We start from the raw sequence: 14,643 nt of genomic DNA on the forward strand, positions 1-14,643 counted from the left end.
CACCCTTTCTATCTACAGAAAATGTGCTTACCGATTCGCTTGATTTGTGGTCTACCCCAAATCCATTTGCTAGTTGCTGTTTCAGGATTAAAGTAATAGGTCGCTCCTCCAGTCGGATCCATCCCATTAATTGCATCTAACACCGCTTTCCTTGCCTGATCATTTGGTGTTAACCAGATTTGTCCGTCCGCAACTGCAGTAAATGCCAATGGTTCAAAGATAATCCCTGAAATTGTGTTTGGGAATGTTGCACTATTTAAACGGTTTAATATCACCGCAGCTACTGCTACTTGACCAATATAAGGCTCTCCACGTGCTTCACCATAAACAGCATTTGACATTAATTGAATATCATTTTGCGAAAATCCTCCAGGCACATTTACAGCTGTTGGTCCTGCAGACTCTGCTGGTGGAGCTTCTTCTTTCGCAGGCTCCTGTGCTGGTTCAGGTGAATCTTGTGGTTGTTCTTCCTCACCCTGCGGATTTTCTCCCTGTGCTTGTGCTTCACCTTCGGGACTGTCCCCACCCTGGGCTTGGCCTCCACCTTGTGGATTTTCTCCACCTTGGGCTTGGCCTCCACCTTGTGGATTCTCTCCACCCTGGGCTTGGCCTCCACCTTGTGAATTTTCTCCACCTTGGGCTTGGCCTCCACCTTGTGGATTCTCTCCACCTTGAGCTTGGCCTCCACCTTGTGGACTCTCTCCACCTTGAGCTTGGCCTCCACCTTGTGGATTCTCTTCTTTAGGAGCTTGGCCTCCACCTTCTTGTGGCTGTGCTTTAGTGTTGTCACTACTTTTAGCGGATCCTTGTGCTGTGAAACGTTTCTCTGACTCTGCACGTCTTGCTTCTGCAGTTTTTTTAGCTTTTTCAATTGTTTGTTGATTTGGTGCCGACTGTATATCCCAAGGCACTCCACCGTAATGTGTAAATCGGTTCCCCTTCTTCAAATTCTCATATACAAATTCACGGTTGTATTTTGTTGCTCGTTTTAACATATCCTTTGTTTTTTGGCCGGCCAAACCATCAACCTCAGTTAAACCAAAAGCCTCTTGAAAATTTCTTACTGCCCAATAGGTTGACCAACCATAAACACCATCGATAGTTCCATGGTAATAGCCATTGTATTGAAGTCTTGATTGTAGTTCGATGACGTCATCACCAGTTGCTCCCCTTTGAATAATCTGATCTGAGAAAGCTTCGACTTTGTCAAATCCACTTCCTCCAAACAATGTAAACATTATAATAAACACTAATATCGGTAACTTTATGAACAACTTGAAGTTCATTATTTTATTTACCTCCTTAACCAAATTCTATATAAACTTACATGTATTTTCTGTAATGTTGTCGTTTTTATACAAAACAATAGAAATTCATTTAAATCCAAATAAAAAAAGCCTAACAACCGTTAGACTCTTCAAAGATCATAATTTTTAATTTATCATTGAAAACCTTGCTTTTTTTGCTTTCCTAAGCCCTAACCACCATAAAAAAACCATAAAAGGGAGCATATAAAATAACCATTGCTCTTGTGTAAGTAAGATGAAATCATAAGTACCGTGTAACATAAAAGGAATGAACAACGAAAGAATAAGCCATTTTGCCTTCTTATCTTTAGGTGCAAACTTCCCTTTACCAATGTAATAGCCCATTATTACACCAAATAATGCATGACTCGAAACGGGTAATAATGCACGACCAAATGCAAACTGTAACCCATTTCCAAATAGATATAGAATATTTTCGAACGTTGCAAAGCCTAATGAAACTGAGGCACCGTATACAATACCATCATATGGCTCATCAAACTCAATATGTTGAAACACAATATACATAAGAATAAACCATTTAAAAAACTCCTCCAAAAGACTTGAGGCAATAAATGCATGTAAAAATTCAGAAATAAAGACTCCTTCTACTTGTAAAACATATTGAACAAACATAAGTGGAAATACCAAAATTGCACCAAATATAAACACACGAAAAACCATATAAATTGGTTCATTGTCATATCTGTCTTTTAAATAGAAATAGCTAAGTAGTGCTAACCCAGGAGCAATACCCGCAGAAATGATAGCTACCATATGCTTCCTCATTTCGTAAAATTCTAAAAAGTGTCACAAAAAAAGTAATAGTCATTGAGATTCATTTAAGAATATCGTAACATGAGAAAGAGAAATTGAACATCCATAAATAAGAGAAATGACCCAAGTAGGAGAGATATTTAATGAAAAAGATTTTACTTATACATACAGGTGGAACCATTTCTATGAAAGAGGATAAAACAACTGGTACGGTTCAACAAGATCAAGAAAACCCACTTTTGAGTTCAACGAATAATTTAAGTAGTTTAGCCGACATAACAGTCATTGAGTTATTTCATTTACCTTCACCACATATAACAACAAACGAAATGCTTATTCTGATGAGAAAGGTTAAAGAAATAGTGAAACTTGAAAAAATTGAGGGTGTAGTAATCACTCATGGTACAGATACACTTGAAGAAACAGCCTATTTCTTAGATTTGACCCTGCCATTTGAGATACCTATTGTTGTGACTGGTGCTATGCGCTCAAGTAATGAATTAGGTGCTGATGGTTTATACAATTTAATATCATCAATTAAGGTTGCGGCTTGTGACTCTGCAAGAGGAAAAGGTGTGTTGGTCGTACTTAATGACGAAATTCACACTGCTAGAAATGTCACCAAAACACATACAAGCAATGTTGCAACGTTTCAGAGTCCACAATACGGACCAATCGGCATTGTCACGAAAAGAGGTGTAACATTTTATCAAACACCTATTCACAGACAAACCTACAATATTGAATCCCTTACAAAAAACGTCATCATGTTAAAGGCATATGCAGGTATGGACGGAGCACTTCTTAAAGCTGCTCGGGATATAGGTGTTGATGGTCTTGTCATTGAGGCACTCGGGCAAGGGAATTTACCACCTGCAATGATTCAGGAACTTAATGATTTAATAGAAAAACAAATCTCAGTTGTATTAGTATCCCGATGCTTCAATGGATTTGTTGAAGACATATATAGTTACGAAGGTGGAGGAAAACACCTTAAAGATCTAGGTGTTATCTTTTCTAATGGCTTAAATGGTCAAAAAGCTAGACTCAAATTGTTAGTTGCTCTAGAAAATAACGTAAGTCAGGATGGATTACACGATTTATTTCAAAAATAAGAACAACATAAAAAACCTGGTGATTTCTTTTCAAAAGATATGACCAGGTTATTTCCTCTCTACCCTATTTCAGCTTGAATTTTCTTTGCAATCATATCGCCATGAAAACGACCATTTTCAATAAAAATTTCATTTGCGTTATTACCTGCTGCAATTACTCCAGCAATAAATAAACCATTTATATTTGTTTCCATTGTCTCTTCATAAAAAAAGGGCCTACCTGTATTTAAATCAATTTTGACATTCATTTTCTTTAAAAACTCATGGTCAGGATGGTACCCTGTCATCGCAAAAACAAAATCATTTTTGATCGAAATACGTCTCCCATCTTTTTCATAAACGATTGCTGAATTTGTAATTTCCTTTACTTGTGCCTCAAATTCCATCTTAATTTGTCCATTCCGGACTAGAGATTCAAATTCAGGTAATATCCATGGTTTAATACTTTGAGAGTATTCGCTCCCTCTATACAAAACAGTTACACTCGCTCCGGCCTTTACAAGTTCTAACGCTGCATCTACACTTGAATTCTTCCCACCTATTACAGCAACTTCACAATCAAAATAAGGATGAGCCTCTTTAAAATAATGGAACACTTTATCTAGACTTTCACCAGGTATATCCATATAATTCGGATGGTCATAATAGCCTGTTGCAATTACAACAAAATTGGCATGATAAGTTTCAAGTGAAGTTTCTACCAAGAATTTGTCACTTTTAGTAACTTGAATAACTTCTTCGAAAGAATTTACTCTTATATTCTTCCTTTTAACAACTTCACGATAATATGCGAGTGCTTGATTTCGAACAGGTTTGCGATTTTCAGTGATAAAAGCTACTTCCCCAATCTCTAATTTTTCACTAGAACTAAAAAAGGTCTGGTGTGTTGGATAATGATAGATACTATTTACTATATTCCCCTTTTCAATTACAAGTGGATCAAGACCAATCTTTTGCAAAGCAATTGCAGCAGCTAAACCACAGGGGCCTCCTCCAATAATAATTACTGACTCATTCTGCATACACGTTCACCTCAAATTATTTTCGAAATCTACAAAAAATCTCCTATTAAAATCATAGGAGATTTTTTTTCATTGTGCAAACAATATACAATTCCTTGGTTAAATCCAGCCTCTAAATCGAGATGCCTCTGCCATCTTTCTGACTCCAACCATATATGCTGCAAGCCTCATATCCACACGCCTAGTTACAGCCGTATCATAGATATTATTAAATGATTTAACCATTACTTTCTCAAGTCGTTCTTCTACTTCTTCCTCTGTCCAATAATAGCCTTGATTATTTTGTACCCACTCAAAATATGAAACAGTTACTCCCCCTGCACTAGCCAATACATCTGGAACAAGTAGGATTCCTCTTTGAGTTAATATTTCGGTAGCTTCTAGAGTTGTTGGTCCATTAGCCGCCTCCACAACAATACTAGCTTGAATTTGATAAGCATTTTCTTCAGTGATTTGATTTTCAATTGCAGCAGGTACTAATATATCGCAATCAAGTTCAAGTAATTCTTTATTAGTAATTGTATCACTAAACAGTTTAGTAACTGTTCCAAAGCTATCACGTCGGTCTAATAGGTAATCAACATCCAATCCTTCAGCATTGTAAAGCCCACCATAAGCATCTGATATTCCTACGATTTTCGCACCTGCATCATGCATAAATTTCGCTAAAAAACTACCAGCATTACCAAAGCCCTGAACAACTACACGAGCACCCTTCAAGTCAATACCCTTTTTTGCAGCTGCTTCTCTTATGCAGATTGTCACACCTTTAGCTGTCGCCGATTCTCTCCCATGGGATCCACCAAGGACTAGAGGCTTACCGGTTATGAAACCTGGAGAATTAAATTCATCAATTCGGCTATATTCATCCATCATCCAAGCCATAATTTGAGAGTTCGTAAAAACGTCTGGCGCAGGTATATCTTTTGTAGGACCAACTATTTGGCTAATTGCACGAACATACCCTCTACTCAATCGCTCTAACTCCCTAAATGACATATCTCTAGGATCACAAACAATTCCACCCTTACCACCACCATATGGAAGATCAACAATTCCACACTTTAAGCTCATCCATATCGACAATGCTTTTACTTCTTTTTCTGATACATTTGGATGGAATCTGATTCCACCTTTTGTAGGCCCAACTGCATCGTTATGCTGTGCTCTATAGCCAGTGAATATCTTCACTGCTCCATCATCCATGCGAACAGGTATCTTAACAGTCATCATCCGAATCGGTTCTTTTAATAACTCATAGACCTCTTCAGGGTAACCCAATTTCTCTAAAGCTTTATGTATAACAGTTTGCGTTGACTTCAGGACATCTAGTTTATCTTGTTTTTGATCATTGTTGTCCTTATTTTTATCGGCTACCATTTCGAAACCTCCCAAAAATATTCAAAGGCTAAACATTGGATATTTTACTTATGATTTTTGTTTTTTAAAAACCATCACTAAACTCTTTCAAGAAATAGTATACAACTGCTGTTGATCCAAGCAAAGAAAATGTCGAAAAACAGGAAAGCGATTTCAATGTTGTTTCGATTCTTTTATTATTAGTCCTAAAAAAAACTTAAAAAGGAGACATTAATCACATGTTTATTATCTCATATAACAATCATATGCATAATAAGCAAAAATCATGTAATGTCTTACCTTCTTAAGTTAATCAACAAATTACCGTTTTAGAAAATACCGATAGATATCTTCAATTGATCGTTCACTTATAAGCATTTTTCCATACTCATGTACTTTATATTTTGTAATGGTTGAAGAATTACCAAATTCAGCAAGAATTGAAATTAAAACTTCAGAATCAGGAATGTCGTCTTCTTCAAATAATAAATAAAAATGATGATTATACGAATATAACTTCCCACTAAGAATATTCAATGGTACAAGTCTTGAAGATAGTTGTATTACATCCTCAAATGTATGGAACTCATAAAAGAGATCATCACTTTCATCTAGAGTAACCTGCATTTCAATATAATCATCTGAGAAGTCATCGTCTTCATCATCATGATCCTGACTTTCAACATCCTTAGTCACAATAACAACCATTCCTTGAGCTTGTAAGGAATAAACTTCAACAGCAATAGCCCCATTCGCTTCAAAGCCTAGTTCTTCACTTGCCTCTTCAATCATATCACGAAAAAGTTGATGTACTTTAATTGAATCATGCCATAAATCTTCTTTTGTTAGTCCTCTTTCAATTAAATCATCAAACGTTAAAAATATTTTGATCTTATTATGATTTAAGCGTTCAAGACGCATAAAGACCCCTCCCTACCGTCACGCCAACATTCCTATTCATAGTTTATGAATCCATCTCGAGATGGTTCTTATATTTTAGAATAGAAATAGAAGTTAGTTTATTATTTTAGTTGACTAAGTCTTTCTTTTAACCATTGATCCCACTGATGTTGGTTCTCTCCAATAATTAATGAGTCATAAGGGGTCAAATTCTTTTCATTATTGTGGAAAGCACTCCCACCTAATCCAATCGATAAGTCATTAAAGTTAGTTGCAATTCGTTCAACTAACTTTATCGTTTCATCCACATTTTTCTCCATTGTACAAGAAACAAACAGAAATTTCGGATGTATCTCTTCTAATACAATTTCTAAGTCACCATCAGCAATGCCTGTCCCAATATAAATAACCTCAAAGCCTTTTCGTCTTAAATATAAGGTAAAAATCAGCAATCCTAATTCATGCATTTCACCTGGTCCACAAACCGAAACAACTTTAGGGAGCATTCCATTAACAGGTAGGCTATGAAGGATCATTCCAATTCGTGATCTTAAAAAAGAAGAAGCAAAACGTTCATGTGCACTTGTAATTTTCCCTTCTTCCCATAGATTCCCGATTTGGACAAGCAGAGTACCTAATATTTCAATAACAACTTTATCAATTGAATAAAGACTAAAAGCTTTGTTCATTAATTCTTGGGCTTGATGTTCATCAAAACTAATTAAGCTTTCTAACAATTCATTTTGAAGTGCTAATGAATATTCTTCAACTTGCTCACTTGAGATAGGGCTAGTAGTGAATTTACTTGTTTCAATTAGTGCAACAGCTTGACTTATTGTAAAGCCTTTATTTACCTTGTCTATTAGCCACTTTAGCACTTGAACATGCTCTTCTGTATATAATCGATGACCTGATTCATTTCTTTTAGGAGCAATAATTTTATATCTTCGTTCCCAAGCTCTTAATGTTCCTGCTTGGATACCTAACATTTTAGTTATTGCTTTAATATTGTATTTACCATATTCTGATACCATTTTAAGCCTCCATATCACCGAAGCTCATCGCTTATCTTCTCGTATTATATCTAAATTTGTAAGATGTGTAAAATATGTACTACATTGCTAAATTGATTTTTCACAATGATTTAATCGTTATTAGATGAGTTTCAGGTGGAGCTCCAAGTCGAAGCGGTAGTTCTGTAGTACCATATCCATTACTAGTAAGTAATGTAGTTGAACCTATCTTCTCTATGCAGCCTTTTTTATAAAGACCTATATTAAAAATTCGAATTTGCCCCCCATGAGTATGACCGGACATGATGAAATCAATCCCATTCTCTGGTTTTATTTCATCTACTATTACGGGGTTATGACTAATTAAAATCTTAAAAGGGACTTCCTCTCCAACATCCTTTAGAGCAAGATCTAAACGATGTCGACCTACTCTAATATCATCAATCCCTAAAATAGCAATTGAATCCCCACTCTCAGATTCGAACCTTGCAGCCGTGTTATCTAGAATTGTCACACCTTGACTCAATAAAAGCGAATCCAATTCATGATAATTTATTTCATAATCATTATTACCCCAAACAAAGTAAACAGGGGCAATGGACTTTAATAATTTTATATTAGATTCAATCTTAGTCAAAGGGACGCCTTTTTCACATAAATCCCCTCCAATAATAACCAAATCTGCTGATCCTTTTACTTCCTCAATCAGCTTCTCTGAAATACTTCGCTTATGTATATCTGAAATAAAAAAAATGGTAATTTCTCCAAAACTTTTTGGGAAATTCTTAAATAAAAGTGTTTGCCTGGTTATATTGTTTTGTCTAGCCTCTATAATCATATAAACTAAAATACCAATACAAAGCAAGAAGAGAATAATAACACCAACCACAAAGATTCCTCCTACCTTCTGTTCGTTTTCAAATAATTATAATCTACAGATAATAATCCGTATAAAATCGAAAAAGCAAGAATTAAGATAGCATCCCATACAGCTAATAAACTTAAAATGAAAAAGCTTATAAAAACACTATAACACAAAAGTGTATTCCGAAATGGAACTCTTACTCCATTTATTAACAAATATGTATTCTCTATAGATTCAGCAATAAATATTGCATGGAAAACAAAGCTTATTATAAAACAAATCATTACAATAAAAAAATCCATTGGACTCAACAAAAAATTAATAACTACTTCCTCAAGTCTGAGTGGGAATGTTATGTTCATATATTTAACTAATAAGCAACCCGAGATAAACCCAATCAGTAATTGAATGATTTTTTTTCGCATCAGACCGCCCCCTATTTCCTACTATATTCGGAGACTAATACTCATACGCTAAACCATTTTCTTTCTTACCAATAATTTGTCATTAAATCTCAATTTAACCATAAATATGAATTGACACTGTTTTGTAAATTCTCAATAGGAGGTTAGTTTTATGTATACTTTGAGAAAGAGCTATATGCCCTATTCCAGTCCTTTTGACCCATGTCGTCCACTCCCCAAAAAAACTTATGTCACTCCACCTAATCTTTATATAGGATATCAACCAGCAAACCTTCCTCAGTTTTCACCTAAGGAAGCATTGTGTGCTGGTACTCTTTGGAAAGCTTTTTATGATCCTTATTACAGTCCTTATGAAAAGATGAAAAGGGAGGTAGTCGAATGAAAAAAATGCCCCCAGAATATTACGCTTTACTAGAAGATCTTCAAGCACTTGATTTTGTTTTAGTTGAATTAACCTTGTATTTAGATACGCACCCAAATGATTATGATGCAATAAAACAATTTAACGATACAGCTTATGAACGAAAGAAAGTGGCGAAGCTTTTTGAAGCTCAATTTCATCCGCTATTGCAATACGGCAAGAGCTATTCAAGTTATCCCTGGAATTGGGATGACAGTCCATGGCCATGGCAGGTTTAATTATCTTCAACGTGTATGTTTTAAACAACTTTCGATACAGTGATCTAAAGGAGGACGTCATTCAATGTGGGTATACGAAAAAAAGCTACAATATCCAGTTAAGGTAAGTACTTGCAATCCCTTATTAGCGAAATACTTAATCGAACAATATGGTGGGGCAGATGGAGAATTATCGGCTGCTCTAAGATATTTAAATCAAAGATATACGATTCCTGACAAGATTATCGGATTACTAAATGATATAGGTACTGAAGAATTTGCACATTTAGAGATGATTGCAACCATGATTTATAAGCTTACAAAAGATGCAACACCTGAGCAATTAAAAATAGCAGGAATTGATTCTCATTATGTCAATCACGATAGTGCATTGTTTTATCATAACGCTGCTGGCGCTCCTTGGACTGCGACTTATATTCAAGCCAAAGGTGATCCAATTGCTGATTTATATGAGGATATTGCAGCAGAAGAAAAAGCAAGAGCAACCTATCAATGGATTATCAATATGAGCGATGATCCAGATTTAAATGATAGCCTACGATTCTTGCGAGAACGTGAAATTGTCCATTCACAAAGATTTAGAGAAGCTGTCGAAATCTTAAAAGAGGAAAAAGATAAGAAAACGATATTTTAATACCAAATGAGGCTTTCAAAATCGAAAGCCTCATTTGGTATTCTCTATTTTAATTGGGATTTTAAGTACTTGTCCCTCGTATATTCTATTTCCCTTTAGACCATTCCATTCTTTAATAAGCTGTTCTCCATCTCTGGATTGGTAATAGATATTTGAAATACGATATAATGTTTCACTTGAGTTCACCGTATGATATTTTATTTCATACTCGTTTTTTGGTTCCTGTTGTTTCCTTTGAACGGCTAGATCATTATTCTTCACTTCAGTGGTAGTATTTTCGTCAGTTGTTATTTCGTCGTTATTACTTACAAGGGGCTCATCTTCTATTTCTTTATCAATTATTTCGTTCTTAGTCTTGATTTGTAAAGGTTCCTTATTTGCATAATTAATTTTTTCATATATCTGATTATCTTCCTCTACAATTATGGGTAATGAAATAGAGTCTTTATAATAAATGGTAGTACTGATTATAGTAAGAACCAGTAGAATAAAAAATAGACTAAGCAACCGAACCACTGGAAACTTTATTTTCAACTTCGTATTCTTCTTCGAATTTTTATGAACTTTACTCCTCGGTGGTAGGGTTTCACCCTCAACCTTTTCAAGTATATCTTCTTCTTGATGATTCATGTACTCACCCCTTAACTTAAACTTTTAACATATTCAATTCTTAACTTAACAGCAAATACAAAATCTATTAAGAAATGTGTAAAGATTGTAATCCACAAATTATCAGTTAATTCATACACAACTCCTAATAAAAAACTTAGCACGACTACTGATAAGAGCAACACCCACTTATATAAGTACCTTACATGCAATAGGGCAAACACAATACTGGCAGTATATAATCCAAAATGAGTTTGAAGAATTCCTCTAAAAAGAAGTTCTTCAGTAAATGAAATTAGAAAACAAACAAAAAGAATGTGTACAATACCTAACTCTTGAAACATGCGCTTGTTAATACCACCATCATCAAGCAATTCCTCTGGTAGCCATTTAGCTAATAATAAATCGACTACAATGACAACTAGTGCTACAGTACCACCAATAAAAAACACATCTATATTCAATTTCCATAATGACTTAAATGATGAATAATCGTCAAATAGAACAAATGCTAAAAAGATGGATAGTGCTAATAAAACAAGTTGAGTTAGATAGAGGTGAAGAATGATTTCCTTGTGCGACATCCTTTTAATAGCATTAGCTTGTCTACTCATAGACTTTCTCACACTCTTCCTTCACAAGTATGCTGTGAAGTTCCCTTTTCCAATCGTAAACCAGCTTACTCATAGCATACTGCTCCTTCATTTCTTCATTGTAGGCTTTGACAATATCACTCGCACAGTTATCACAGCACCGTTTAGGCTTTTCATTAAGATGTTCATGAAAATATGCTAACATTTCCTCTCTACGACAATGCTTTGTAGCAATCCAATTTTTCATAAAGTGAAGCTTATCTTCTTTATAATCAATTCTCGCTTTTACTATTAAATCTATTTTTTCTGTAAACTCTGTTATGCTAAAGGATTTAACCATTCTTGAATGTTGAATGACCATACTTTCCTCAAGATGATACTTTATAAATCGCCAATGCGTCTCTGAAATTACGTTAGTTGTCATAAGTTCAGTTTCTATTTCTTTTGTGAAGTTTATTTCAGTATTTCCAAGCAGCTTGTTGTTTAAGTAAGTAAGCACATTTTCCAATTGTGTCCTATTAGGCAAATCATTTTGTATAAGCATCTCAGAAAGTTCATGATCGTTCACACTATGAAGTAGGATTGCTATACTCTCTTTTCCATCTCTACCTGCTCTACCAATTTCCTGAAGATAACTTTCCAATTGTGGTGGAAAATGAAAATGAATCACATATCGAATATTTGATTTATCTACTCCCATACCGAATGCATTTGTGCTACAGATAACTGATAATTGGTCATGTATGAATTGCTGCTGTATGAGCATTCTTTGTTCATGATCAAGACCACCATGATAATAGGCTACATTTTGCACCTGATGTTCCTGCAAAAATGCCGCTACACCTTCAGCTACATTACGACTTGAGAAATAAATAATTCCAGGTCCCCGTAGCGATCGAACCAACTCTAATACTTTTTCTAATTTTTGTTGATAACTACTTACATTTTCAACAACAAATGAGATGTTTTTTCTATCAACCGAGTGGATGTGTTTTTGAACACTTTCTAACTGTAGACACTCTGCTATATCTTTTACTACCTCAGGTGTGGCTGTAGCTGTTAAGGCGACACATGGCGGATTTCCAATTTGCTTTCTTATCGTTCCTAACCGCGAATAATCAGGTCTAAAATCATGTCCCCATTGGGAAATACAATGTGCTTCATCTATGACCAAATAAGATATTTTTAATCCCTTTAATTTATCGATTATCCAACTTGACTGAATAATTTCAGGAGAGACATATATAAATTTAAATGTATTTAAATGTCTCATCACATAATTCTTTTCGTTTGCAGTTAAAAAGCTGTTTAATGCAACAACCCTTTTTTCTCCTTTTCTTCTCAGCTGATAAACCTGATCTTCCATTAAAGATAAAAGGGGAGACACAATTAATACTGAGCCGTCCTTAACATATGCAGGTAATTGATAACAAATCGACTTCCCCCCTCCAGTTGGCAGCATCGCGATTACGTCATTACCATCAATAATATCTTCAATAATTGCTTTTTGACCTTCTCTAAAAAAACTATAGTTAAACTTTTCAAATAAAACCTGCTCAAGATTCATGTTTTACACCACTTTTTGCTAAGACTAATCTTAGTTGAAAATAAGTAACATCGCTTTTTATTTCATCTTTAATCTTTTTTAATCTCATTGTGTTAATTGATCCTTGTGTTTTGATGATTAGTTCTTGCTGTTCTTGAGATACAAAAGGGATAATTGAGAATTCTTTAACATGGTGAGCAATTTCCACAATATGATCTTCTATCGTACTTCTCTTCAAGTTTCTTATTAAGACAATTTCTTCAATAGTTTTACCGCTACTCAGCATTTGAAAGGTTTTTTCTGTTGATTCAGTTAAAGAATACATGCTTTTACTGATCGAAGAAAATATTTCATTAAGCCTTGGGAAGCAATCTGGCTCCTGTTCTATTCTCATTAGTATAAAATGAATGGCATTTAGAAATAGAAGCTCAACATAGGTCTCATCCTTTGATAAATAAGAGGCTATCTGATGGTTGGTCCAACCAATACGATTAAAACTCGATAATTTCAATACAAAAATGGTACTTTCTGTGTCTGATAATTGATCTAGACAATCTTCACATTCTTTGTATATTTCGAAGGATAGCTCATGCTTGGCTTTTATATTTGATAATAAATAGATTTTTGTCCAATTTAGAATAGTTTGATCCTGCTGAATGGTAATATAATCTCTTTTTTCTCTCAGTAAGTTTGAGAGAACCTGAATGAGCAACGATAATTTTTGCCAAAATTGAATACCCATGTCATAGTATTTTCGTCCATTAATAAAAGATAGTGAATGCATAGGATCTCTTTCTAACACCTTACACCCTTTAGAAGTCGGAAGATATTTATTTTGTTCTGTGATTTCTATTAATCCATTTGAAGTAAGTTCCGTAATACTATTTAAAAGTTCATTCCGACTCATCTTCTTCATGACACTAAACAAATTAGATAATTGATAAAATTCTCCATCTGTAATTGCCTGTGATGACTTTTTGCCTGTTAGGATATGATATATACCATAGATCGATCTTTCACTTTTCACTTTGTTAATGCAATATAATAAAATTAGTGACCGGTAGGATACTTTCAATGAAATCGTACCACCTTTTTTACAACCTAATCCAGAAATTTGTCGAAATAAGGTTTTTCTCTATTTTATCAAATCGATTAGTATATGAATACTCCCTCTAGAGGGAATGTTCATCGAATTTAATAATAATTTCCATGAATTAGCGTCCATTGATCCAACAAAATGTAGCTTGTAGTAAAAAGTTGAATATTATTAATTTTTTATAATATTATTTAGTAAGGTAGTCCTTTTAGGTGTAAACCTAGCTGTGATAAGCATTCTCACTAGAGTTTTCTATTGAAAAGTTTTCAAAACAGTTTTACAATAGGTATGAAGGATACGTAGCATCTTCTACCAATCGATCAGTAAGATGAAGATAGTGTAGTATGTTCTAGAACATTTTCAAAGATATTTGGGAGGTAATTTACTCATGGCAAAGTACACAATTGTTGACAAAGAAACATGTATTGCATGTGGAGCTTGTGGTGCAGCTGCACCAGACATTTATGATTACGATGATGAAGGTATTGCATTCGTAACATTAGATGATAACCAAGGGATTGTTGAGATTCCAGAAGTACTAGAGGAAGATATGATGGATGCTTTTGAAGGTTGTCCAACTGACTCAATTAAAGTGGCTGACGAATCATTTGATGGTGACGCACTTAAATTTGAATAGTAGTTTTTCTTCTGTAAGGGAGCTGACTTCATAGTCAGCTCTTTTTCAATCCAAAAAAGGCAATTCCATTATTGTCCTAGACAAATGGAATCACCTCTTTTTGTTT

The 14,643-nt window shown here is 34.6% G+C and carries 17 protein-coding genes; 5 read left to right on the forward strand and 12 right to left on the reverse strand.

Translation table 11 applies throughout. The annotated features are described in order from the left end of the window. Positions 1-8: 8 nt before the first annotated feature. The gene (locus BLQ56_RS17660) at positions 9-1,286 is read right to left on the reverse strand and encodes a cell wall hydrolase (protein WP_090857461.1); all 1,278 of its coding nucleotides are present in this window, start codon (positions 1,284-1,286) and stop codon (positions 9-11) included. A gap of 147 nt (positions 1,287-1,433) precedes the next feature. Next, a complete protein-coding gene (gene prsW / locus BLQ56_RS17665; protein WP_090857464.1) occupies positions 1,434-2,084 on the reverse strand; it encodes a glutamic-type intramembrane protease PrsW in 651 nt (216 codons plus the stop codon). 143 nt (positions 2,085-2,227) lie between these two features. On the opposite strand from prsW, the gene BLQ56_RS17670 reads away from it, so the two are divergent. Further along, on the forward strand, positions 2,228-3,199 hold the full coding sequence (locus tag BLQ56_RS17670; protein ID WP_090857467.1) for an asparaginase: 972 nt from the start codon (positions 2,228-2,230) through the stop codon (positions 3,197-3,199). 59 nt (positions 3,200-3,258) lie between these two features. Here BLQ56_RS17670 and BLQ56_RS17675 read toward each other — a convergent pair whose 3' ends face one another. The 6 genes from BLQ56_RS17675 to BLQ56_RS17700 all read right to left on the reverse strand — a co-directional run bounded on the left by BLQ56_RS17675 (position 3,259) and on the right by BLQ56_RS17700 (position 8,783). Then, positions 3,259-4,221, reverse strand: a complete 963-nt coding sequence (locus BLQ56_RS17675) for a YpdA family putative bacillithiol disulfide reductase (protein ID WP_090857472.1) — start codon at positions 4,219-4,221, stop codon at positions 3,259-3,261. A gap of 99 nt (positions 4,222-4,320) precedes the next feature. Next, entirely contained in the window at positions 4,321-5,601 is a 1,281-nt protein-coding gene (locus BLQ56_RS17680; RefSeq protein WP_090857477.1) for a Glu/Leu/Phe/Val family dehydrogenase, read from the reverse strand. A gap of 300 nt (positions 5,602-5,901) precedes the next feature. Continuing rightward, positions 5,902-6,501, reverse strand: a complete 600-nt coding sequence (locus BLQ56_RS17685) for a genetic competence negative regulator (protein WP_090857482.1) — start codon at positions 6,499-6,501, stop codon at positions 5,902-5,904. A 101-nt stretch (positions 6,502-6,602) separates the two neighbouring features. Next, complete coding sequence (locus BLQ56_RS17690) at positions 6,603-7,514, reverse strand: MerR family transcriptional regulator (protein WP_090857485.1); 912 nt, start codon at positions 7,512-7,514, stop codon at positions 6,603-6,605. 100 nt (positions 7,515-7,614) lie between these two features. Then, positions 7,615-8,382 (reverse strand): metallophosphoesterase, encoded by a 768-nt coding sequence (locus tag BLQ56_RS17695; RefSeq protein ID WP_238457310.1) that lies wholly within the window; start codon positions 8,380-8,382, stop codon positions 7,615-7,617. 11 nt (positions 8,383-8,393) lie between these two features. Beyond that, positions 8,394-8,783 carry a hypothetical protein gene (locus BLQ56_RS17700; protein WP_090857489.1) on the reverse strand — a complete coding sequence of 130 codons (390 nt, stop codon included), beginning with the start codon at positions 8,781-8,783 and terminating at the stop codon, positions 8,394-8,396. A gap of 151 nt (positions 8,784-8,934) precedes the next feature. Here BLQ56_RS17700 and BLQ56_RS17705 point away from each other — a divergent pair, with 151 nt between their 5' ends. The 3 genes from BLQ56_RS17705 to BLQ56_RS17715 all read left to right on the forward strand — a co-directional run bounded on the left by BLQ56_RS17705 (position 8,935) and on the right by BLQ56_RS17715 (position 10,056). Beyond that, positions 8,935-9,165: a spore coat associated protein CotJA gene (locus BLQ56_RS17705; RefSeq protein ID WP_090857492.1), complete on the forward strand. Its 231-nt coding sequence runs from the start codon at positions 8,935-8,937 to the stop codon at positions 9,163-9,165. Next, entirely contained in the window at positions 9,162-9,422 is a 261-nt protein-coding gene (locus tag BLQ56_RS17710; RefSeq protein ID WP_090857495.1) for a spore coat protein CotJB, read from the forward strand. Before BLQ56_RS17705 ends, BLQ56_RS17710 begins: the two co-directional genes overlap by 4 nt. Positions 9,423-9,486: 64 nt before the next feature. Continuing rightward, entirely contained in the window at positions 9,487-10,056 is a 570-nt protein-coding gene (locus BLQ56_RS17715; protein WP_090857497.1) for a manganese catalase family protein, read from the forward strand. A gap of 30 nt (positions 10,057-10,086) precedes the next feature. On the opposite strand, the gene BLQ56_RS17720 is transcribed toward BLQ56_RS17715, so the two are convergent. From BLQ56_RS17720 to BLQ56_RS17735, 4 genes are read right to left on the reverse strand one after another with little or no spacing between them, the layout of a single operon-like run. Beyond that, positions 10,087-10,686 carry a LysM peptidoglycan-binding domain-containing protein gene (locus BLQ56_RS17720; protein ID WP_090857499.1) on the reverse strand — a complete coding sequence of 200 codons (600 nt, stop codon included), beginning with the start codon at positions 10,684-10,686 and terminating at the stop codon, positions 10,087-10,089. Between the two features lie 11 nt (positions 10,687-10,697). Continuing rightward, positions 10,698-11,291 carry a CPBP family intramembrane glutamic endopeptidase gene (locus BLQ56_RS17725; RefSeq protein WP_338011858.1) on the reverse strand — a complete coding sequence of 198 codons (594 nt, stop codon included), beginning with the start codon at positions 11,289-11,291 and terminating at the stop codon, positions 10,698-10,700. Next, on the reverse strand, positions 11,272-12,825 hold the full coding sequence (locus tag BLQ56_RS17730; RefSeq protein WP_090857505.1) for a RecQ family ATP-dependent DNA helicase: 1,554 nt from the start codon (positions 12,823-12,825) through the stop codon (positions 11,272-11,274). Before BLQ56_RS17730 ends, BLQ56_RS17725 begins: the two co-directional genes overlap by 20 nt. Beyond that, a complete protein-coding gene (locus BLQ56_RS17735) occupies positions 12,815-13,879 on the reverse strand; it encodes a YpbB family protein (protein ID WP_090857508.1) in 1,065 nt (354 codons plus the stop codon). Before BLQ56_RS17735 ends, BLQ56_RS17730 begins: the two co-directional genes overlap by 11 nt. Positions 13,880-14,288: 409 nt before the next feature. On the opposite strand from BLQ56_RS17735, the gene BLQ56_RS17740 reads away from it, so the two are divergent. Next, positions 14,289-14,537, forward strand: coding sequence for a ferredoxin (locus BLQ56_RS17740; protein ID WP_090857511.1), 249 nt, complete (start codon positions 14,289-14,291; stop codon positions 14,535-14,537). Positions 14,538-14,643 lie beyond the last annotated feature (106 nt).

Source organism: Litchfieldia salsa, from assembly GCF_900104555.1.
In the GTDB taxonomy this organism is placed as follows: Bacteria; Bacillota; Bacilli; order Bacillales; family Bacillaceae_L; genus Litchfieldia; species Litchfieldia salsa.